The organism is Bradyrhizobium sp. UFLA06-24, assembly GCF_054967145.1.
Genome location: NZ_JADFUE010000012.1, coordinates 102,460 through 122,143 on the forward strand (window position 1 = coordinate 102,460; position 19,684 = coordinate 122,143).

Sequence of the window (19,684 nt, forward strand, 5' to 3'; positions counted from 1 at the left end):
TAATGCTTGATAATACGCCTAGCCCAGGCTCGTGCCCTGCTTGAACAGTCCGACCTTCAGATCCTTGGCGCGATAAATAATCTGGTCATCGACCGAAAGCCATCCGTCGGCGATGCCGAGCACGAGCTTTGAACGCATCACGCGCTTGATATCGACGTTGTACACAACCTTGCGGGCCTCGGGCAGCACCTGGCCGCTGAACTTTAATTCGTTGAGGCCAAGTGCACGGCCACGACCTTCGCCTCCGGTCCAGCCGAGATAGAAGCCGACCATTTGCCAGAGCGCATCGAGGCCGAGGCAGCCGGGCATGACGGGATCGTTCTTGAAGTGGCAGCCGAAGAACCAGAGGTCCGGCTTCACGTCGAGTTCGGCGCGCACCAGTCCCTTGCCGAACTCGCCGCCATCGTCGTTGATTTCCGTGATGCGGTCGAACATCAGCATCGGCGGCAGCGGCAGCTGTGCATTGCCCGGGCCGAACATCTCGCCGCGGGCGCATGCCAGCAGATCTTCGTATTCGTAACCGTTGCGCCTGTTCAGCATGCAGAAGCCTCTATTCTAACCCCGATTGATCGGCGTTTCTGGCAAAAATGGGCCCCGTTTCGTCCGGAAAGCAACGCCTCTTGCCGTCGTCAGCAGGCGCGAATGCCGAGCCCGGATGGACCTGCACACATAGACTTGCGAACCCGGCCTCAATTGCCCGGCCGCGCCACACCAGGCTAAGCGGAACCGGGCGCTCTCTAACACAGGGCATTTCGGTGGCAAAGCGATCTCATGAAGGTAAAATGACGAGGCTCGGGCGCGGTTCCCTCGCTAATTAGAACCACTCTAGTTGCGAGAAACTTGCATCTGCATCTATCCGTCCATATATTGCAGGTAGATAGAGTCCACGCGTGCCCGAATTTTGGAAATGAGCGAGAACAACGCGCCCCTTCGCCACGACGACGTCCATGCCGCCCTACTGGCCGGCCGCCAGCCGGCTCTGACCGGCTGCCCTTGGCACGACGTCAACGAAATGCTGCAGTCCGCGGGCCTGCGTCCGACGCGCCAGCGCATGGCGCTGGGCTGGCTGTTGTTCGGTAAGGGTGCACGCCACCTCACGGCTGAAATGCTCTACGAGGAAGCGACCCTGGCCAAGGTCCCGGTGTCGCTCGCAACCGTCTACAACACGCTGAATCAGCTGACCGACGCCGGTCTGCTGCGCCAGGTCAGCGTCGACGGCACCAAGACCTATTTCGATACCAACGTCACCACCCATCACCATTATTATCTCGAGAACAGCCACGAGCTGGTCGACATCGAGGATCCGCATCTGGCGCTGTCCAAGATGCCGGAGGTGCCGGAGGGTTACGAAATCTCACGCATCGACATGGTCGTGCGGCTGCGCAAGAAGCGCTGAGATCGTTCAATCGCTAGTTTGATCGTCAGGACCGGGCAGAAGCGCGAAGCGCGTCTTCACGCGAGACGTCCCGGCCATTGTCAAGCCGTCAATTCACCTGCTCGTCGGCGTAAACGCCCCAGAGGCGCTCCTGCTGGATCCAGCCGTCAAACCCGGCGCCGGTGACGTGGCACCAGCTGGTCGTGCACTTTTTCACCTGCGTGACGACGCCAGCCTGGAGCTTTGCGGCAACCGCGCTGTCCGGATCGGCGCGATCATAGATCGGCGCGAGCTCGTCCTTGTGCTTCATGGTGACCACCGCAGTGCGGCGGCCCGACAGCAGCGAATGATAGACCCAGCCCTCGGCACCTTCGGAATCGCGGACCCGCCGCCAATTCTCGAACTCGGCCGTGATTTCGACCGGCAGGCCGGCGCGGGTGTAGACCCAGGCCACGTCATTGTCCTTGGTCGGGCCGGCGCGGACGTTCACGTGATCCGATTTCAGGCTGACATAGCGCGGCACCGGCAGACCGCTGGCGGTCTGCGGGGTGGCGTCCTTGGCCGAATGCGAGGGGCCGACCGAAGCGCTCCACCAGGTGCAAACGAGCGCCATCACCGAACAAAAACGCCCCAACGCCATTAACCCGTCTCCTGTCGAAGACCCGGCTGAACCGGATCCTCTCCCCAAATTCCAAACCCTGCCGCATCCCCTCTCCCGCCCCACGCGGGTGTTCCCGGAGCCTTAGTCCTGGTTCTTGTCTTGGCCCGGCCTTCTGCTAGAGAGGACGGACGCATGAACAACCAGTTTGCCCCGATTTTCCGGCCGGAAATCGGGGGAAAGCTTGAAGGAAACGCCGGGGACGACACGGCAAGGCCAGTGTCGAACAACCGGGTTAATGAGGCCTCAACGGCCGGCCTTTGGCGACAAAGGCGGCCTGCAACGCCTCATGAGGGCAGGACATGTCGGTGAAGAAAAAGCCCCTCGTCGTCGTGACGCGCAAGCTGCCGGACTCGATCGAGACCCGGATGCGCGAACTGTTCGACGCGCGCATCAATCTCGACGATACGCCGATGTCGGCCGAGCAGATCGCCGAAGCCGCGCGCACCGCCGACATCCTGGTTCCGACGGTCACCGATCACATCAGTGCCGACATCGTCAACCAGCCCGACTGCAAGCTGCGCCTGATCGCGAATTTCGGTAACGGCGTCGACAATATCGACGTCGCAGCTGCGCATGCCCGCGGCATCACCGTTACCAACACGCCGAAGGTGCTGACCGAAGACACCGCCGACATGACCATGGCGCTGATCCTGGCCGTGCCGCGCCGAATGATCGAGGGCGCCTCGGTGCTGACCGAAGGAAAACCCTGGGCGGGCTGGTCGCCGACCTGGATGCTCGGTCACCGCATCGGAGGCAAGCGCCTCGGCATCATCGGCATGGGCCGCATCGGCCAGGCGGTTGCGCGCCGCGCCCGCGCCTTCGGCCTGCAGATCCACTATCACAACCGCCGTCCCGTCGCGCCTGTCATCGCCGAAGAGCTCGGCGCGACCTATTGGGAAAGTCTCGACCAGATGCTGGCGCGGATGGACATCATCTCGGTGAACTGCCCGCACACGCCGGCGACCTATCATCTGTTGTCGGCGCGGCGGCTGAAGCTGATCCGCAAGGACGCCTACATCGTCAACACCGCGCGCGGCGAGGTCACCGACGAAGACACGCTGATCAAGCTGATCGAAGGCGGCGAGATCGCCGGCGCCGGCCTCGACGTCTACGAGCACGAGCCCGCGGTCAATCCGAAGCTGGTGCGGCTTGCGAAGGCCGGCAAGGTGACCCTGATGCCGCATATGGGCTCGGCCACGATCGAGGGCCGGGTCGAGATGGGGGAGAAGGTGATCATCAACATTCGCACCTTCCTCGACGCACACAAGCCGCCGGACCGGGTGCTGCCGAGCATGCTGTAGGTCGCAAAGACCTATCGCGCTCAGTCGCGATGGGCGCTGAGATCGGCGATCACGGGCCCATCGCCATTGAGCGGATTGGCTGGATCGCGCGCATAGCGCAAGGTCTCGAAGCGCATTGCGCGCGCATCGATCATCAGCAGGCGGCCGACCAGGCCCTCACCGAAACCGACGATCTCGCGGATCGCCTCCAGCGCCATCATCGAGCCCATCACGCCGGCAAGCGCGCCCATGACGCCGGCCTCGGCGCAAGCCGGCACGGTGCCCGGCGGCGGCGCCTCCGGAAACAGGCACCGATAGGTCGGATTGAATTCGCCCTGTTCGTTGGTCTCGTGCGCGCGGATCGTCGTGAGCGAACCGTCGAAGGTGCCGAGCGCCGCCGTGATCAGCGGGCGCTTCGCGAAGAAGCAGGCGTCCGAGACCAGATAGCGCGTCGAGAAATTGTCGGAACCATCGAGCACGAGATCGTAGTCGCCGATCAGGTCGAGCGCGTTGTCGGCATTGAGCCAGGTCGCGTGACCGACGAAACGGACATGCGGATTGAGCTCGGCGATCCGCTCGGCCGCGCTCTCGACCTTGTGCCGGCCGATGTCAGGCGTGGTGTGGATCACCTGGCGTTGCAGGTTGGACAGCGACACAACGTCGTCATCGACCACGCCGAGCGTGCCGACGCCCGCGGCGGCCAGATACATCAGCGCAGGCGCGCCGAGACCGCCGGCGCCGATCACCAGCACGGAAGCCCGCTTCAGCGCGGCCTGACCGGGACCACCGACATCGCGCAGCACGATATGGCGGGCATAGCGTTCGAGTTCGTCCGGGCTCAGCACCGTCTCTTACTCCTGAACCACCCCGAGATTGTTCGCGACCAACGAGATGTGCTTCAATGGCAGCGCGTTCAATGGGCTGGCTGGATTTGTCATGAGATCGATGCTTGCGGCAACACTGATGTTGGCGTCTGCCACAGGCGCGAACGCCCAGATGACGGCGCCGCAGGTCCCCGGCGCCAAGCCGAAGGTGGTCCAGACCACCCCGATCAAGCCGCCCGCCGTGCAAACGCCGTCGGAAACGGCCGACGCGATGGCGCAGGCCGAGCGGCTATCGCTGCAATCCGACCTCGCCTGGGTCGGTCAATATAACGGCGCCATCACCGGCGACGTCAGCTCGCGCATGGTCGACGCCATCAAGGAATACCAGAAAGCCAAGGGCGGTAAGCCGACCGGTGTGCTCAATCCGCAGGAGCGCGCCGCCCTCGCCGAGACCGCAAGGCGCAAGCAGGACAGCGTCGGCTGGAAGATCGTGACCGAGATGACCAGCGGCGCGCGGCTCGGCATTCCCTCGAAGCTGGTGCCGCAACAGGCCACCGATGCCAACGGCTCGAAATGGACCTCACCGACCGGAACGGTGCAGGTGCTGCTCAGCCGCCGCAAGGAGGCGAACCCGACCACCGCAAAACTCGCGGACGCCGAGAAGAAGGAGCCAGCGGGGCGCAAGATCGACTACACCGTGGTGAAGCCCGACTTCTTCGTGCTTTCAGGGTTGCAGGGTCTGAAGAAGTTTTACGTGCGCGGCACCTCTAGAGGCGACGAAGTCCGCATCATGACCATTCTGTACGACCAGGCCATGGAGAACACGGTCGAGCCGGTCGTGATCGCGATGTCGAGCGCATTCAACGCGTTTCCGTCGGGGCCACAGGCCGGGCCGCCGCCGCGCAAGACTGTCGAATACGGCACCGGCATCGTCGTCAGCGACGACGGCGCGATCGTCACGGATCGTCTCGTCACCGACTCTTGCCTCGCCATCACCATCGGCGGCTACGGCAATGCCGATCGTCTCGCCGAGGACAAGGAGCACGATCTCGCGCTGCTGCACATCTATGGCGCACGCGGCCTGAAGCCGCTCAGCCTCGCAAGCGGCGTTGTGAAGACGAGTGTCGATATCGTCGGCATCGCCGATCCGCAGAGCCAGGGCGGCGCGGCAGGCGTGTCGAGCCTCAAGGGCGCGCTGGCGCCGGTGACGACGAGCGATTCTGCGCTCTCGCCTCCGCCCGCGGTCGGCTTCTCCGGCAGCCCGGCCATGGACGGCGACGGCAAATTCGCCGGCATCGCGCTGCTGAAACCGGCAATGGTTGCGGGCCCCACGACTTCAGTGCCGCCATCGCAAGCGGTGATGGTCTCGGCGGATACGGTGCGCGATTTCCTGAAAGCGAACGCGGTCGCTGCGAACGGCGCGTCGACGGACGCGAAAGCCGCCGTCGTGCGTGTCATCTGCGTGCGGAAATAGCTTTCGTGTCCCGGACGCGCTGCAACGCTTAGCGTTGCTGCGCAGAGCCGGGACCCAAGCATCCTCATGCGCTGTGTTGGTGGATTTCTGAGCCCCGGCTCAGCAGCCCACCGCTTCGCGCTGCGCTACGTCCGGGCATGAAACCTAACTCAGCCTGAACCTGATCCCGCTCTTCGCAAGACCACCCGAAATTCCGACCGGCGTGCCATCCGCCCGCCAGCAGGCGGCGCCCGTCATGGTGCCGTCGTCATGGAAGGCGATCCCGTTCATGCCGCCGGCGACCGTCGCGACCGGCAGCACCTTGTGGCCAAGCGCTGTGAGCTTTGTGCGGACGCTCTCGGGGATGGTCTGCTCGACCTCGAGCGCATTGCCTTCGGTCCAGACCCGCGGCGCCTCGACCGCCTCCTGCAGGCTCATGCCATGATCGATCAGATTGAGCAGCGCCTGCATCGCGCTTGGGAAGATGCGTTTGCCTCCGGGCAGGCCCAGCGCGTAGCGCAGCTTGCCTTCGCGGAGCGCCATCATCGGCGACATCGAGGTCGTGACGCGCTTGCCCGGCGCCAGCGACAGCGCATGGCCCGGCCGCGGATCGAACAGGTTCATGTAATTGTTGGCGATCGCCCCGAGACCCGGGATCATGATCTTGGCGCCAAAGAGATTGTTGATGGTCTGGGTGGTCGCGACCACGTTGCCGAAACTGTCTGCCGCCGTTAGATGCGTGGTATGCGCGCTTTCGAGCTGCGTCACCCCGGCGCCAAAGGCCTGCGCCCGCGCCGGATCGATCGTACGACGGCGCTCCTCGGCGTAAGCCTTCGAGGTCAGCTTCTCTACGGGCACGCCGACGTAATCGGGATCGCCGCTGGCGGCGGCACGATCGGCGAAGGCGATCTTCAGGACTTCGGCGAGGTAATGGATGGTCTCTGACGTTCCGAAGCCGAGGGCGCCGATGTCGTAGCCTTCCAGGATGTTCAGCATCTGCGTGATATGCACGCCAGAAGCCGCCGGCGGCGGGGGACCGAAAATGGTCCAGCCGCGATAACAGGCGCGGATCGGCAGCCGCTCGACGGTCCTGTAGTTGGCGAGATCGTTGCGGCGGATGAAACCGCCTGATTTCTCCATGTAGTCGACGAGGATATCGCCGAGCGGCCCTCCGTAGAGGGCCGCCTCGCCATGATCGGCAATATGACGGAGCGTCTCGGCATATTCCGATTGCACCACGCGTTCGCCGACCTTGAGCGGCTCCCCATCGGGCAGATAGATCGCGGCGATCGGCTTGTCCTTGCGCATCTCGGCGGCGCACTCGCTGATGCATTCGTGCAGGTAAGGCGTGGCGGCATAGCCGCGCGCGGCGTGCTTGATCGCCGGCTGCATGACGTCGGCCAGCGACATGGTGCCGAACCTTTGCAGCGTCTCGCACCAGGCTTTCAACGAGCCCGGCGTCGCAACCGCCTTCGGGCCGTTGAGGTTCTCGTTGCCGACGGTGTCGAACACGTCGTGCGCCGAGCCTGGCTTGGATGTGTAGGTGGTGTCACGCATCGAAGCAGGGACGGCGCTCTGGCCATCGATGACGCGGTGGCTGCCATCGGCGAGGCGGATATGCGCCATGCCGCCGCCGATGATGCCGACCATCATCGGCTCGACCACTGTCAGCGTGAACAGCGTCGCGATCGCGGCATCGATGGCGTTGCCGCCGGCGGCCAGCATCTCGGCACCGGCGCTGGAGGCGAGCGGATGATTGCTGACCACCATGCCGCGGCTCGAGACCGCCGGCATCTTCTGACATTCGAAGCTGGTTGCCGTCCGTTCGCGCCAGTTGCCGCCCATGCCGCTCGCCTTTCTTGTTCACTGCGGCAAGCACATCATACGCGCGAATACGGGTCCAGTATTGGTACGGATTAGCTGGCATTCCCGATTCTGCCATCATCGTCAGCGTTGATTCGGACATCCGCGGTCCCCTTTGGATCGGGCAAGGCACGTCCTGAGCGAGAAGAGCTCAGCATCAAGAAGCGATGCACGTTCGCGTGGCGTTACCCGTAAGACCCAAGCACTCCAAAGGATTGATCTTCCCATGCACACGATCGTACTGGCCACCCAAAAGGGCGGCAGCGGCAAGAGCACGCTCGCCGTCGGCCTCGCGCTGGCTGCCAAGCAGGCCGGCTTCACCGTCCGCCTGATCGAGACCGACCCGCAGGGCACCCTCTCCAACTGGCAGCGCCGCCGCAACAACGACGATATCGTCGTCGAGCCGATCTATCACTCCGCCGATTTCGCACCGCGGCTGAAGATGCTGGCCGACAGCGGCCTCCAGCTCGCGATCGTCGACACCGCCGCCGGCCTTTCCGCAGCGACCACTGCTGCGATCCGCTACTCGGACCTCTGCCTGATCCCGGCCCGCCCGAGCGTCGCCGACATCGAGGCGACCGTCTCCACCCTCAGCGTCGCGCGCGCCTGGAAGCGTCCCTACAGCTTCGTGCTGAACCAGACGCCGATCCGCGGCCAACGCATCGACAATGCCGCGAGCGCGCTCGCCGAGGAAGCCGCGCTCGATCTCGCTGACGTGCTCGCGCGCCCGTTGATCGTGATGCGCAATGATCATCAGGACTCGCTCGCATCAGGCCTCGCCGTCAGCGAATTCGCCCCGAACGGCAAGTCGACCGAGGAGATCCGCGGCCTCTGGCGCTGGATCGAGACCCGTCTCGAGCTCGAGGCCACCACCAATGCCCTGATCGACCAGGTCATGTCGGCGGCCGACGGGATGCTGCATGCGGCCAGCGAGCTCGCTGCGGACGAAACCAACACTCTGGCGTCCTGAGCGGGGCAATCGCTCGAGGCCCAAGGCTCTTCGCCGTCCGGTGAATGAGCCCAAGCGACGAAGCAATCCGGCCCCCAGCCCGGCCGGATTGCTTCGCTTCGCGTTTTGTCGAAAACAACCCCATGCACAGTAGAACCGCGGTCAGCCGAGTTGCCGCGGCGACGGCCCCCAGACGTCTTACTCGTCAGGCAAAACGGCTGTTCGCGAGCTAAGGTGCTCTATTGGTTGGTCGTCCCAGAGGTTCACAGTCTTCCGGCTGCGGTCCCTCTCACTTCTGACATTTCGGGCACCAGAACGTCGAGCGTCCGTTCTGGACGAACCTCTTGATGGTGCCGCCGCAGCGCGGCGTCTTGCAGACCTCGCCTTCGCGGTCGTAGACCTTGAAGGAATGCTGGAAATAGCCGAGCTCGCCTGAGGTCTGGCGATGGTCGCGGAGTGACGAGCCGCCGGCCTTGATGGCATCGTTCAGCACGGTGTGGATCGCGCCGACCAGGCGCTTGGCGTGATCGGTCGGCTCGCCCCCGGCAACGCCCTTGCGTTGTCCGGCCTTCGTCGACAACGTCGCGGCGATGCGACGCGGCGACAAATGCGAGCGGTGCAGCGCTTCGCAGACATAGATGTTGCCGAGCCCTGCGACCACGCGCTGGTCGAGCAGCGCGGCCTTCAGGCTCGTCGCCTTCCCTGCGCAGGCGCGCGCCAGCATCGCGGCATCGAACTCGTTGCCGAGCGGCTCGGGGCCGAGGTCGCGCAGCAACGGCTCGTCTTCGAGCGCGTTGCGCGCAATCACTTTCATGTAACCGAAGCGCCTGGGATCGTTGAAGACGATGTCGGCGCCCGAGGACATCCGAAACAGCACATGGTCATGCGCGGAGTCCTTGCCCCTGGGATAGTGAAACTCGCCAGGCGCGGCCTCGTTGTCCGGCTTGATGACGCGAAACGAGCCCGACATGCCCAGATGCATCAACAGCACGTCGCCGGAGGCGAGATCGGCCATGAGATATTTTGCACGGCGGCCGAGGCCCGTGACGATCTGCCCCTGGAGCCGGGCCACGAAGTCCGGCTGGAACGGAAAGCGCAAATCCGGCCTGCGAGCCTCCGCGACGACGATTTTGGCCCCCTCCATGACGGGCTGAAGGCCGCGGCGGACGGTCTCGACTTCGGGCAATTCAGGCATGGTCAGGCATTCACCTTATGAGGGCGGTGTGATAGCGCCATTGCGGCGGGCGGGCTATGGTCCGCCCAGTGGAGTAGAGTAATGGATCGGCCGGGCGAAACCACGCATTTTGGCTTCAAAGACGTTCCCCTGGGGGACAAGCAGACGCTGGTGAACGATGTGTTTCACAGCGTGGCGTCGCGCTATGATCTGATGAACGACCTGATGTCCGGTGGCCTGCACCGGATCTGGAAGGACATCATGATCAACGCGCTGGATCCGCCGCGAAGCGACCGGCCGTTCAAACTGCTCGACGTCGCCGGCGGCACCGGTGACATCTCGTTCCGCGCCGCCAAGGCGGCGGGTCCCGGCTTTCACGCCACCGTCTGCGACATCAATTCCGACATGCTGGCGGTGGGCCGCGAGCGTGCCGCCAAGCGCCACCTCGAGACCCAGGTCGATTTCGTCGAGGGCAATGCCGAAGCGCTCGCCTTCGCCGACCGCAGCTTCGACGCATATACGATCGCTTTCGGCATCCGCAACGTGCCGCAGATCGACAAGGCGCTGCGCGAGGCCTATCGGGTGCTGAAACCCGGCAGCCGTTTCCTGTGCCTGGAATTCTCCACCGTCGAGATGCCCGGGCTCGACAAGCTCTACGATTTGTTCTCGTTCAAGGTGATCCCGCCGCTCGGCCGCATGGTTACGGGCGATGCCGAATCCTACCAATATCTCGTCGAATCGATCCGCAGGTTTCCGAAGCCGAACGTGTTCGCCGACATGATCCGCGAGGCCGGCTTCTCCCGCGTCGGCTGGCAGACACTGACCGGCGGCATCGTCTCACTGCATTCGGGCTGGCGTTTGTGATCTCTGCCATCACCCACATTTCGCGCCTGATCCGCGCCGCGTTCGTGTTTGCGCGCGAGGGCGTGTTCGGCTCCGTCGATCCCAGCCTGGTGCCGCCGCCAGGACAGCTCGCGCTGAAGCTTGCGCGTCTGGTCGAACGCCGCGGCGCCAAGCACGGCCCGCGGATCTCGCGCGCCCTGACGCGGATGGGCCCGGCCTATCTCAAGCTCGGGCAGTTCCTGGCCACACGCCCTGACGTCGTCGGCGTCGTCATGGCGCGCGATCTCGAAAGCCTGCAGGACCGGCTGCCGCCTTTCTCGCAGGCCGAAGCGGAGGCTGCGATCACCACGTCGCTGGAACGGCCGCTGACGGATGTGTTCGCCAGCTTCGGACCGCCGGTCGCGGCCGCCTCGATCGCGCAGGTGCATCGCGGCGAGGTCGAGCGCGACGGCATTCGCCGGGCCGTCGCGATCAAGGTGCTCAGGCCGAACGTGGCGGCGCGTTTCCGCCGGGATCTCTCCGATTTCTTCTACGTCGCACACAAGGCCGAGACCTATTCGGCCGAGGCGCGGCGCCTGCGCCTGGTCGAGGTCATCAACACCATGTCGCGCTCCGTCGCGATGGAGATGGACCTGCGGCTCGAGGCTGCGGCGCTGTCGGAAATGGCGGAGAACACGCAGGACGATCCTGATTTTCGCGTGCCTGCCGTCGACTGGGACCGCACCACCCACAACGTGCTGACGATGGAGTGGATCGACGGCATCGCGCTGAACGACCACAAGCGTCTCGAAGAAGCGCAGGTCGACCTGCCCGATCTCGGCCGCAAGATCATCCAGAGCTTCCTGCGCCACGCGCTGCGCGACGGCTTCTTCCACGCCGACATGCATCCGGGCAATCTGTTCCTCGATGACGCCGGCCGCCTCGTCGCGGTCGATTTCGGCATCATGGGCCGGCTCGGCATGAAGGAGCGGCGCTTCCTCGCCGAAATCCTGCTCGGCTTCATCACGCGCGACTATCGCCGCGTCGCCGAGGTGCATTTCGAGGCGGGCTACGTGCCCGCACATCATTCGGTGGAGAATTTCGCGCAGGCCATCCGCGCCATCGGCGAGCCGATCCACAACCGCACCGCCGAGGAAATCTCGATGGCGCGGCTGCTGACGCTGCTGCTCGAGGTCACCGGCCTGTTCGACATGACGACGCGGCCCGAGCTGATCCTGCTGCAGAAGACCATGGTGGTGGTCGAAGGCGTCGCGCGCGGCTTCGATCCCAGGCTCGACATCTGGAAGGTCGCCGACCCCGTCGTGCGCGAATGGATCGAGCGCAATCTCGGACCCATCGGCCGGGTGCAGGGCGCGCTCGCCGGCGGCGGCGAGCTCGCCAAGGTGCTGATGCGCCTGCCCGACATCGCCGAGCGCTCGGTTAAGGTGCTGGAGCAGCTCGAGACCATGACGCGGGAAGGCATCGGGCTGTCGCCGGAGAGCATCGCCGCGATGGGACGCAGCGAGGGCCGCAAGAACCGCTGGCGCACCGTGGCAGTCTGGATCATCGCCGTGACCTTCATCGGCATCCTGATCGCTGTCCGGAATCTCTGATCTCCAAAAGCGTGATTGCATTGCAATCACGCGGGTGATAGCATCGCTATCATTCCGTGCTGGAGGGGCGTCATGGCAAGCCTGACCATCCGCAAGCTCGACGACGCCGTCAAAACCTATTTGCGGCTGCGGTCGGCGAGGAATCGCCGGTCGGTGGAGGAAGAGGTCCGAGTCATCCTGCGGGAGCTGATCGAGGGCCGCGAGGAGCCGCTGACGCCGTTTTCCGCGCCTCCCGCACCATCCAGCGTCCCGGCGCCCCAGCGCACCGGCGCCCTCCCCGAGGCCAGCGTCACCCTGATCATCGGGGGCGGCATCGCCGCCTACAAGTCGCTCGATCTGATCCGCCGGCTGAAGGAGCGCCGCATCGAGGTCCGCTGCGTGCTGACCAACGCGGCGCAGCAATTCGTCACGCCGATGGCTGCAAGCGCGCTGTCGCATGAGCGCGTCCATACCGACCTGTTCGACCCCCAGAGCGAGTTCGACGCCGGCCATATCCGGCTGGCGCGCGACTGCGATCTGATCGTGGTGGCGCCGGCCACCGCCGATTTGATGGCGAAGATGGCGAACGGCCATGCCGACGATCTCGCCAGCGCGATCCTGCTCGCGACCAACAGAAAAATCCTGCTGGCCCCGGCGATGAATCCGCTGATGTGGAACAACGCCGCCACCCGCCGCAACGTCGCGCAGCTGCAGCGCGACGGCGTGGTGCTGATCGGCCCCAATTCCGGCGAGATGGCCGAAGCCGGCGAAGCCGGCATCGGCCGCATGTCGGAAGCCATCGAGATCGCCAACGCTGCCGACAAACTGCTGCGGCCGCCGGTGCCGCGGCCGCTCGCCGGCAAGCGCGTGCTGATCACGGCGGGACCCACCCACGAGCCGATCGATCCGGTGCGCTATATCGCCAATCGCTCCTCCGGCAAGCAGGGCTTTGCCATTGCCGCCGCTGCGCAGGCCGCGGGCGCCGAGGTGGTCCTGGTGAGCGGCCCGGTCGATCTCGATGATCCCGCCGGCGTCACGGTGAAGCACGTGGAATCGGCGCGGCAAATGCTGGAGCAGGTGCAATCCGCGCTGCCCGCCGACATCGCGATCTTCGCCGCCGCCGTCGCCGACTGGCGCGTCGCCAATGAAGGCGAGCAGAAGCTGAAGAAGACGTCAGCCGGCATGCCGCCGCTTCAGCTGGTCGAGAACCCCGATATCCTCGCCACGATCTCCAAGCTCACTGAAAAGCGCCCTCCGCTGGTGATCGGCTTCGCCGCCGAGACCGAGCATCTCATCGAGAATGCCAAGACCAAGCTCGCCCGCAAGGGCTGCGACTGGATCGTCGCCAACGACGTCTCGCCCGCCACAGGCGTGATGGGCGGCGACCGCAACACCGTGCACCTCATCAGCAAGAATGCCGAGAATAACAACGAGATCACAGTTGATTCCTGGCCTGTCATGACCAAGGAACAGGTCGCCATCGAGCTGGTCGCGCATATCGTGAAAAGCGCGACCAAGAAATCTCCGGAGCCGGCATCTTGAGCAACAAAGTCACGGTCGAACTGCAGCGCCTGCCCCATGCGGAAGGCTTGGCCCTGCCGGCCTATCAAACCGCGCAGGCCGCCGGCCTCGATTTGATGGCGGCGGTGCCGGAGGGCGAGCCGATCACGCTCGCGCCGGGCCAATACGCGCTGGTGCCGACCGGGCTGGCGATTGCCTTGCCGCCGGGACATGAGGCCCAGGTGCGACCGCGCTCCGGGCTTGCCGCCAAGCACGGCGTCACCGTGCTGAACACGCCCGGCACCATCGACGCCGACTATCGCGGCGAGATCAAGGTGATCCTGATCAACCACGGCGCCAGCCCGTTCGTGATCAAGCGCGGCGAGCGCATCGCGCAGATGGTGATCGCGCCGGTGCTTCAGGCCACGCTGGTTCCCGTGGCCACACTGTCCTCGACCGATCGCGGCGCCGGTGGGTTTGGGTCGACGGGTCGGTAGGTCGCATCGAGCTCAATCGACCGCGGCGCTCTCTCCGTTCCCTCCCCCCTTGTGGGGGAGGGGCAGGGAGGGGGGCCACACGAGGATTCTCTCCGCCGTCCCGCTAGCGCTGCATCATCAGCACCTTTTGCTTGGCTACCCCTCTCCCTAACCCTCCCCCACAAGGGGGGAGGGAACCTACCTGCGTTGGAGCGCGATCGAGTCTCATCCGCATCGGCTGACGCGCATCTCACCCGCAGAATCCCGTGACGCCGGAACTCCACACTCGGCATTTTTGTAAGACCGCCTTTGCGTTCACGATCTGGACTCTTACCGGTGGAGTCGCGGTGAGGGTATTGTCTTTTGATTCGCGCGCGGCGGGGGTCGCCGCGCGTAAATTCGTGCGGTCTTGGGGCAACTATGTCAGGCGTGATCGTGTCGATGCGTCGGACGCTGTTGTCGTGCACATCGTTGGCGCGCAACGGCTTGTTGGGAGGCGCTCTCGCAGCGCTGCTGCCGGCTGAGCCGGCGAAAGCCTCCGACCTTGTCGACACACTCTCGATATTGCTGGATTTCAACCGGCAGGAGCTCGCGGTGCTGGCCACCGCGCTGGCCTTGCTCGGCTTCTCGGTCATGGCCGCGATCCTCTTGATGCGCACGCGCGTGCGCACCGCCAAGAGCGAGGCGGCGTTGCGCGGGCGAATCAGGGAACTCCAGTTGCAGGCCGACCGCTTCGGCGCGCTGCTGTTCGCCGAACCGCAGGTCCTGATCTCCTGGCCGGCCGGCGACGATCGCGCGCAGATCTCCGGCGACATCTCCATGGTGCTGCCGCGTGATTCGTCGCCGCAGCGCGTGCTCGCCTTTGGAACCTGGCTGCCGCCGGAACCGGCGCTGCAGATGGATCACGCCGTCGATCACTTGCGCGAACGCGGCGACGGTTTCCAGCTGACGCTGACCACCGCCAACGGCCATACGCTGGAAGCGATCGGCCGCGCCATCGGCGGCCAGGCCATTGTCCGGATTCGCGAATTGTCCGGTCTGCGGCGGGACCTGGCCGAGACCAATCTGCGCTACAGGGCGCTCTCCGACGAAACCGAGATGCTGCGCGGCTTCGCCGCAGCTAGCCCGTGGCCGATCTGGGCCAAGGGCGAGAACGGCGCGCTGACCTTTGCCAACCCGGCCTATGTCCGCGCCACCGAGGCGACCAGCATCGCTGACGCCCAGGACCGCAAGCTCGAGCTGCTCGACAGCGCCGACCGCACCGCCATGGAGCGCGGCCTGAAAGAGGCTGCGAGCTTTACCTCGCGCCTGCCGATCGTGATCGGCGGCGAGCGGCGCATGTACGACGTGCGCGCCGTCAATGTCGGCCATGGCAGCGTCGGCGTCGCGATCGATGCCAGCGAGGCCGATGCGCTGAGCGCGGCGCTGGTGCGGATGGCGGAGGCGCATCGCCGCACGCTCGACCAGCTCTCGTCAGGCGTTGCCGTGTTCGACGGCCAGCGCCGGCTCGCCTTCTACAACGATTCCTACCGCCGGCTGTGGGATCTCGACCGCAGCTTCCTCGACACCCACCCCGACGATTCCAGCGTGCTCGACCAGCTCCGCGCCGCGCGCAAATTGCCGGAGCAACCGGACTTCCGCGCCTGGAAGGCCAAGCTGCACGAGGCCTATCGCGCGGTCGAGGCCGCCAAGGACACCTGGTACCTGCCCGATGGCCGCGCGCTGTCCGTCGTCACCACGCCCAATCCCGAGGGCGGCGTCACCTATCTGTTCGACGACGTCACCGAAAGCCTCGAACTCGCCCGCCGCTTCGACGGCATGATCCGGGTCCAGCGCGAGACGCTCGACAGCCTCGCCGAGGGCGTCGCCGTGTTCGGCAGCAACGGCAAGGCGCAGCTGTTCAATCCGGCGTTCCTGAGGATGTGGAAGCTCTCGAACGATTCCATGCGCGAGGAGCCGCACATCCAGACCGTCGAAGGCTGGTGCCACCAGCTGTTCGACGACCCCGCGGTCTGGCGCCAGATCCGCGAGGCCATCACCTCGATCGAGAACCGCGCCGACGTACCGCTGAAGCTGGAGCGCAAGGACGGCAGCGTGCTCGACGGCATGATCCGTCCGCTGCACGACGGCGCCACCATGCTGACCTTCCTCGACATCACCGACACCGAGAACGTCGAGCGCGCGCTGCGCGAGCGCAACGAGGCGCTGGAAGCCGCCGACCAGATGAAGGTGGATTTCGTCCACCACGTCTCCTACGAGCTGCGCTCGCCGCTCACCACCATCATCGGCTTCGCGCATTTCCTCAGCGACCCCTCGACCGGGCCGCTGACGCCGAAGCAGGCCGAATATCTCGACTACGTCACCAAATCGACCAACGCGCTGCTGGCGCTGACCAACAACATCCTCGATCTCGCCACCATCGACGCCGGGGCCATGAAGCTGGAGCTCGGCCCGGTCGACGTCAGCAAGACCATCGAGCTCGCCGCCGAAGGCATCCAGGACCGGCTCGCCACCGACCGCATCCGCCTCAAGGTCGAAATCGCGCCCAACGTCGGCAGCTTCATCGGGGACGAGAAGCGCGTGGTGCAGGTGCTCTATAATCTGCTCGCCAACGCAGTCGGCTTCTCGCCGCAGGATTCCACCGTCGGCATCAGCGCGCGCCGCACCGAGCACAGCGTGGTCTTCATTGTGACAGATTCCGGACCTGGAATACCCGCCGACATGAAGGACAAGGTGTTCAACTGGTTCGAAAGCCGCTCCCAGGGCTCGCGTCATCGCGGCGCCGGGCTCGGCCTGTCGCTGGTGCGCTCCTTCGTCGAGCTGCATGGCGGCAAGGTGCAGGTGGATTCGGTCGTCGGCAAAGGCACGGTCGTCACTTGCGACTTCCCGACAGACCAGGCGGCGCATCGCGACGCCGCCGAATGAGCGAACCAGCCACACTCTCCGTTGCGCTCCAAGACGAGACGGCGACTGCGCAATTGATGGCCGACCTCGCGCTGCTGATCGGCCCCGGCGACACCATCACGCTGACAGGCGATCTCGGCGCCGGGAAGACCGCGGCCGCGCGCAGCCTGATCCGCTATCTCGCCGGCGATGACGAGCTGGAAGTGCCGAGCCCGACCTTCACGCTGGTGCAGGGCTACGAGCTGCCGGCGTTCGCGGTAATGCACGCCGACCTCTATCGCGTCGAGGGCGAAAGCGAGCTCGAGGAGATCGGGCTGTCGCCCTTGCCCGACGCCACGCTGGTGCTGATCGAATGGCCCGAGCGCGCGCCATCGGCGATGCCCGAAGACCGCATCGATATCGCGCTGACGCATCGCCCGGAGCTGGGATCGACGGCGCGCGCCGCCGACATCACCGGCTACGGCAAGAGCGCCGCGACCATTGCGCGGCTGAAGTCCCTGCGCGAATTCCTCGACGCGTCAGGCTATCTCGACGCTGGCCGCAGACGCATGGCGGGTGATGCCTCGACGCGCTCCTATGCGCGCCTGTTCCGCGACGACGGCATCGTCATCCTCATGAACTCGCCGCAGCGCCCCGATGGCGCTGCGATCTACAATGGCAAGTCCTACAGCGCCGCGGTGCATCTCGCCGAGAACATCAAACCGTTCGTCGCGATCGACGAGGGCCTGCGCGCGCAAGGAATTTCCGCGCCGAAGATCCACCATGTCGATCTCGACCACGGCTTCCTGATCTCGGAAGATTTCGGCAGCGAAGGCGTGGTTGAAGGCAATCCGCCGCGGCCGATCCCCGAGCGCTATGAGGCGGCAACCGACGTGCTGGCCATGCTCCACGGCAGGGCGCTGCCGGAATCCCTGCCGCTGGACGGGCAGACCTACAGGATTCCCGCTTTCGACACCGAGGCGCTGCTGATCGAGATCGGCTTGATGCCGGAATGGTATCTGCCCGATCGCAACGCGCCGCTGAGCGAGGAGAAGCGCGCGGAATTCTTCGCGATGTGGCGCGAGCTCCTGAAGAAGCCGCTGGCCGCGCCGAAGACCTGGATCATCCGCGACTACCACTCGCCCAATCTGATCTGGCTCGCCGAGCGCGCCGGCATCGAACGGGTCGGCGTGATCGATTTCCAGGACACCGTGCTCGGGCCGCGCTCCTACGACGTGGTGTCGCTGCTGCAGGATGCGCGCATCGACGTCCCTGAGAGCCTCGAGCTGACGCTGCTGTCGCGCTACATCAAGGCGCGCCGCACCGAAGATGCGAGCTTCGATCCCGCCGGTTTTGCCGAGCTCTATGCCATCATGTCGGCGCAGCGCAACACGCGCCTGCTCGGCACTTTCGCCCGGCTCAACCGCCGCGACGGCAAGCCGCATTATCTGCGCCACCAGCCGCGGATCTGGACCTATCTGCAGCGCTCCCTCGGGCATCCCGCGCTCGAGCCTTTGCGCGACTGGTACCTCGCCAACGTTCCGCCGCCCCAATCCTGAAACAGGAACCGGTTTACCGGCTGTTAGCCATCGCACCGGTATTCTCGCCCGCGGGCAGCCGGATGAATACGGGGCTGGAGCAGGGCAGATGGCGGTCAAGGCGGACCATCGCGGGACCAACAGGGTCGTTTTCGAGCGTGGGGTACCGGCCCAGATGATGGGCATCGACGGCACCTGGCGGCGCGAATGCACCATGGAGGACGTCTCCGAGACCGGCGCCAAGCTGACCATCGACGGCTCTGTCGAGGGTCTGTACCTGAAGGAATTTTTCCTGGTGCTGTCGTCGACCGGGCTTGCGTACCGGCGTTGCGAACTGGCCTGGGTGAATGGCGACCAGATCGGCGTCAATTTCCTGAAAGCCGGCGACAAGAAGAAAAAGGCGCGTTCCACAGCCGCTGGGGCGTGACGGCAACACACGTCGCACAACCGTCACGGCAGGTGGCTAAGGCGGTTCAGACGCGGTGCGGCGGGTCGGGGCCCGTGCTAGGCTGCCGCAAATAGAGACTTCGAGGTTCGAGAAAGCGAAGGATGTCCGTCAAACCGACCAAAGCCATGGTGCTCGCCGCGGGGTTCGGCCTGCGCATGCGTCCGTTGACGGATAAGATGCCGAAGCCGATGGTGCCGGTGGCAGGACAGCCGCTGCTCGACCACGTGCTCGACAAGCTGGCTCAGGCCGGCGTCAGCGAGGCCGTGGTCAACGTCCATTACCTGCCGGACCAGATCATCGAGCACACCGCAACCCGCCAGCATCCGCGCGTGATCATCTCGGACGAGCGCGACCAGGTGCTCGGCACCGGCGGCGGCGTGGTCAAGGCGCTGCCGCTGCTCGGCGACGCGCCGTTCTTCCACGTCAATTCCGACACGCTGTGGATCGACGGCGTGCGCTCCAACCTGGCGCGGCTCGCGGAGAATTTCGACCCGGACCGCATGGACATCCTGCTGCTGATGGCGCCGACGGCGACCAGCATCGGCTATAGCGGTCGCGGCGATTACGGCATGCTGCCCGACGGCGCGCTGCGCAAGCGCAAGGAAAAAGAGATCGTCCCGTTCGTCTATGCCGGCGCCGCCATCCTGTCGCCCAGGATCTTCGAAGGCGCGCCGCAGGGCGAGTTCTCGTTGACCAGGATGTTCGACCGCGCCAATGAGCAGGAGCGCCTGTTCGGCCTGCGCCTCGACGGCGTCTGGATGCATGTCGGCACGCCCGACGCGGTGCACGCCGCGGAAGAGGCGTTTCTGGAGAGCGTGGCGTAGGCCTGCCACGAAGATGGTGCCG

The 19,684-nt window shown here is 65.4% G+C and carries 17 protein-coding genes; 12 read left to right on the forward strand and 5 right to left on the reverse strand.

Features of this window, described 5'->3' with window-relative positions:
- Positions 1–18: 18 nt before the first annotated feature.
- Entirely contained in the window at positions 19–540 is a 522-nt protein-coding gene (gene fabA / locus IF809_RS12990; RefSeq protein ID WP_097663360.1) for a bifunctional 3-hydroxydecanoyl-ACP dehydratase/trans-2-decenoyl-ACP isomerase, read from the reverse strand.
- 367 nt (positions 541–907) lie between these two features.
- Between fabA and irrA the strand changes: the two genes are divergently transcribed.
- A complete protein-coding gene (irrA, locus tag IF809_RS12995) occupies positions 908–1,396 on the forward strand; it encodes an iron response transcriptional regulator IrrA (protein ID WP_128963107.1) in 489 nt (162 codons plus the stop codon).
- 88 nt (positions 1,397–1,484) lie between these two features.
- Here irrA and IF809_RS13000 read toward each other — a convergent pair whose 3' ends face one another.
- Positions 1,485–2,015, reverse strand: a complete 531-nt coding sequence (locus tag IF809_RS13000) for an SH3 domain-containing protein (protein WP_462837756.1) — start codon at positions 2,013–2,015, stop codon at positions 1,485–1,487.
- A 320-nt stretch (positions 2,016–2,335) separates the two neighbouring features.
- Between IF809_RS13000 and IF809_RS13005 the strand changes: the two genes are divergently transcribed.
- Positions 2,336–3,337, forward strand: coding sequence for a 2-hydroxyacid dehydrogenase (locus IF809_RS13005; protein ID WP_453981147.1), 1,002 nt, complete (start codon positions 2,336–2,338; stop codon positions 3,335–3,337).
- A gap of 20 nt (positions 3,338–3,357) precedes the next feature.
- Here IF809_RS13005 and IF809_RS13010 read toward each other — a convergent pair whose 3' ends face one another.
- Positions 3,358–4,161, reverse strand: a complete 804-nt coding sequence (locus IF809_RS13010; protein WP_453981148.1) for a HesA/MoeB/ThiF family protein — start codon at positions 4,159–4,161, stop codon at positions 3,358–3,360.
- A 91-nt stretch (positions 4,162–4,252) separates the two neighbouring features.
- Between IF809_RS13010 and IF809_RS13015 the strand changes: the two genes are divergently transcribed.
- A complete protein-coding gene (locus IF809_RS13015) occupies positions 4,253–5,614 on the forward strand; it encodes a serine protease (RefSeq protein WP_462837757.1) in 1,362 nt (453 codons plus the stop codon).
- 144 nt (positions 5,615–5,758) lie between these two features.
- Here the strand turns inward: IF809_RS13015 and ggt are convergent, their stop codons facing one another.
- The gene (ggt, locus tag IF809_RS13020; RefSeq protein ID WP_462837758.1) at positions 5,759–7,438 is read right to left on the reverse strand and encodes a gamma-glutamyltransferase; all 1,680 of its coding nucleotides are present in this window, start codon (positions 7,436–7,438) and stop codon (positions 5,759–5,761) included.
- 244 nt (positions 7,439–7,682) lie between these two features.
- Between ggt and IF809_RS13025 the strand changes: the two genes are divergently transcribed.
- Entirely contained in the window at positions 7,683–8,426 is a 744-nt protein-coding gene (locus IF809_RS13025; protein WP_462837759.1) for a nucleotide-binding protein, read from the forward strand.
- A 268-nt stretch (positions 8,427–8,694) separates the two neighbouring features.
- Here the strand turns inward: IF809_RS13025 and mutM are convergent, their stop codons facing one another.
- Positions 8,695–9,600, reverse strand: a complete 906-nt coding sequence (gene mutM, locus IF809_RS13030; protein ID WP_462837760.1) for a bifunctional DNA-formamidopyrimidine glycosylase/DNA-(apurinic or apyrimidinic site) lyase — start codon at positions 9,598–9,600, stop codon at positions 8,695–8,697.
- 81 nt (positions 9,601–9,681) lie between these two features.
- Here mutM and ubiE point away from each other — a divergent pair, with 81 nt between their 5' ends.
- The 8 genes from ubiE to IF809_RS13070 all read left to right on the forward strand — a co-directional run bounded on the left by ubiE (position 9,682) and on the right by IF809_RS13070 (position 19,662).
- Complete coding sequence (gene ubiE / locus IF809_RS13035) at positions 9,682–10,443, forward strand: bifunctional demethylmenaquinone methyltransferase/2-methoxy-6-polyprenyl-1,4-benzoquinol methylase UbiE (RefSeq protein ID WP_462837761.1); 762 nt, start codon at positions 9,682–9,684, stop codon at positions 10,441–10,443.
- Entirely contained in the window at positions 10,440–12,014 is a 1,575-nt protein-coding gene (ubiB, locus tag IF809_RS13040; RefSeq protein WP_462837762.1) for a 2-polyprenylphenol 6-hydroxylase, read from the forward strand. Before ubiE ends, ubiB begins: the two co-directional genes overlap by 4 nt.
- A gap of 72 nt (positions 12,015–12,086) precedes the next feature.
- Positions 12,087–13,535: a bifunctional phosphopantothenoylcysteine decarboxylase/phosphopantothenate--cysteine ligase CoaBC gene (gene coaBC / locus IF809_RS13045; protein WP_462837763.1), complete on the forward strand. Its 1,449-nt coding sequence runs from the start codon at positions 12,087–12,089 to the stop codon at positions 13,533–13,535.
- The gene (dut, locus tag IF809_RS13050) at positions 13,532–13,990 is read left to right on the forward strand and encodes a dUTP diphosphatase (protein WP_462837764.1); all 459 of its coding nucleotides are present in this window, start codon (positions 13,532–13,534) and stop codon (positions 13,988–13,990) included. The genes coaBC and dut overlap by 4 nt, the downstream gene beginning before the upstream one ends.
- 399 nt (positions 13,991–14,389) lie before the next feature.
- Positions 14,390–16,894 carry a sensor histidine kinase gene (locus IF809_RS13055; protein ID WP_462837765.1) on the forward strand — a complete coding sequence of 835 codons (2,505 nt, stop codon included), beginning with the start codon at positions 14,390–14,392 and terminating at the stop codon, positions 16,892–16,894.
- Positions 16,891–18,411 (forward strand): tRNA (adenosine(37)-N6)-threonylcarbamoyltransferase complex ATPase subunit type 1 TsaE, encoded by a 1,521-nt coding sequence (gene tsaE / locus IF809_RS13060; protein WP_462837766.1) that lies wholly within the window; start codon positions 16,891–16,893, stop codon positions 18,409–18,411. The genes IF809_RS13055 and tsaE overlap by 4 nt, the downstream gene beginning before the upstream one ends.
- Positions 18,412–18,499: 88 nt before the next feature.
- The gene (locus tag IF809_RS13065; protein WP_462837767.1) at positions 18,500–18,817 is read left to right on the forward strand and encodes a PilZ domain-containing protein; all 318 of its coding nucleotides are present in this window, start codon (positions 18,500–18,502) and stop codon (positions 18,815–18,817) included.
- 122 nt (positions 18,818–18,939) lie between these two features.
- Positions 18,940–19,662 carry a nucleotidyltransferase family protein gene (locus tag IF809_RS13070; protein WP_462837768.1) on the forward strand — a complete coding sequence of 241 codons (723 nt, stop codon included), beginning with the start codon at positions 18,940–18,942 and terminating at the stop codon, positions 19,660–19,662.
- Positions 19,663–19,684 lie beyond the last annotated feature (22 nt).

Excerpts from the sequence above, each read along its gene's own strand:
- coaBC (WP_462837763.1), top strand. The coding sequence starts at position 12,087 with ATGGCAAGCCTGACCATCCGCAAGCTCGACGACGCCGTCAAAACCTAT.
- IF809_RS13015 (WP_462837757.1), top strand. The coding sequence starts at position 4,253 with ATGAGATCGATGCTTGCGGCAACACTGATGTTGGCGTCTGCCACAGGC.
- IF809_RS13025 (WP_462837759.1), top strand. The coding sequence starts at position 7,683 with ATGCACACGATCGTACTGGCCACCCAAAAGGGCGGCAGCGGCAAGAGC.
- tsaE (WP_462837766.1), top strand. The coding sequence starts at position 16,891 with ATGAGCGAACCAGCCACACTCTCCGTTGCGCTCCAAGACGAGACGGCG.
- IF809_RS13055 (WP_462837765.1), top strand. The coding sequence starts at position 14,390 with ATGTCAGGCGTGATCGTGTCGATGCGTCGGACGCTGTTGTCGTGCACA.
- ubiE (WP_462837761.1), top strand. The coding sequence starts at position 9,682 with ATGGATCGGCCGGGCGAAACCACGCATTTTGGCTTCAAAGACGTTCCC.
- ggt (WP_462837758.1), bottom strand. The coding sequence starts at position 7,438 with ATGGGCGGCAACTGGCGCGAACGGACGGCAACCAGCTTCGAATGTCAG.
- IF809_RS13000 (WP_462837756.1), bottom strand. The coding sequence starts at position 2,015 with ATGGCGTTGGGGCGTTTTTGTTCGGTGATGGCGCTCGTTTGCACCTGG.
- fabA (WP_097663360.1), bottom strand. The coding sequence starts at position 540 with ATGCTGAACAGGCGCAACGGTTACGAATACGAAGATCTGCTGGCATGC.
- IF809_RS13070 (WP_462837768.1), top strand. The coding sequence starts at position 18,940 with ATGTCCGTCAAACCGACCAAAGCCATGGTGCTCGCCGCGGGGTTCGGC.
- mutM (WP_462837760.1), bottom strand. The coding sequence starts at position 9,600 with ATGCCTGAATTGCCCGAAGTCGAGACCGTCCGCCGCGGCCTTCAGCCC.
- IF809_RS13005 (WP_453981147.1), top strand. The coding sequence starts at position 2,336 with ATGTCGGTGAAGAAAAAGCCCCTCGTCGTCGTGACGCGCAAGCTGCCG.
- IF809_RS13065 (WP_462837767.1), top strand. The coding sequence starts at position 18,500 with ATGGCGGTCAAGGCGGACCATCGCGGGACCAACAGGGTCGTTTTCGAG.
- irrA (WP_128963107.1), top strand. The coding sequence starts at position 908 with ATGAGCGAGAACAACGCGCCCCTTCGCCACGACGACGTCCATGCCGCC.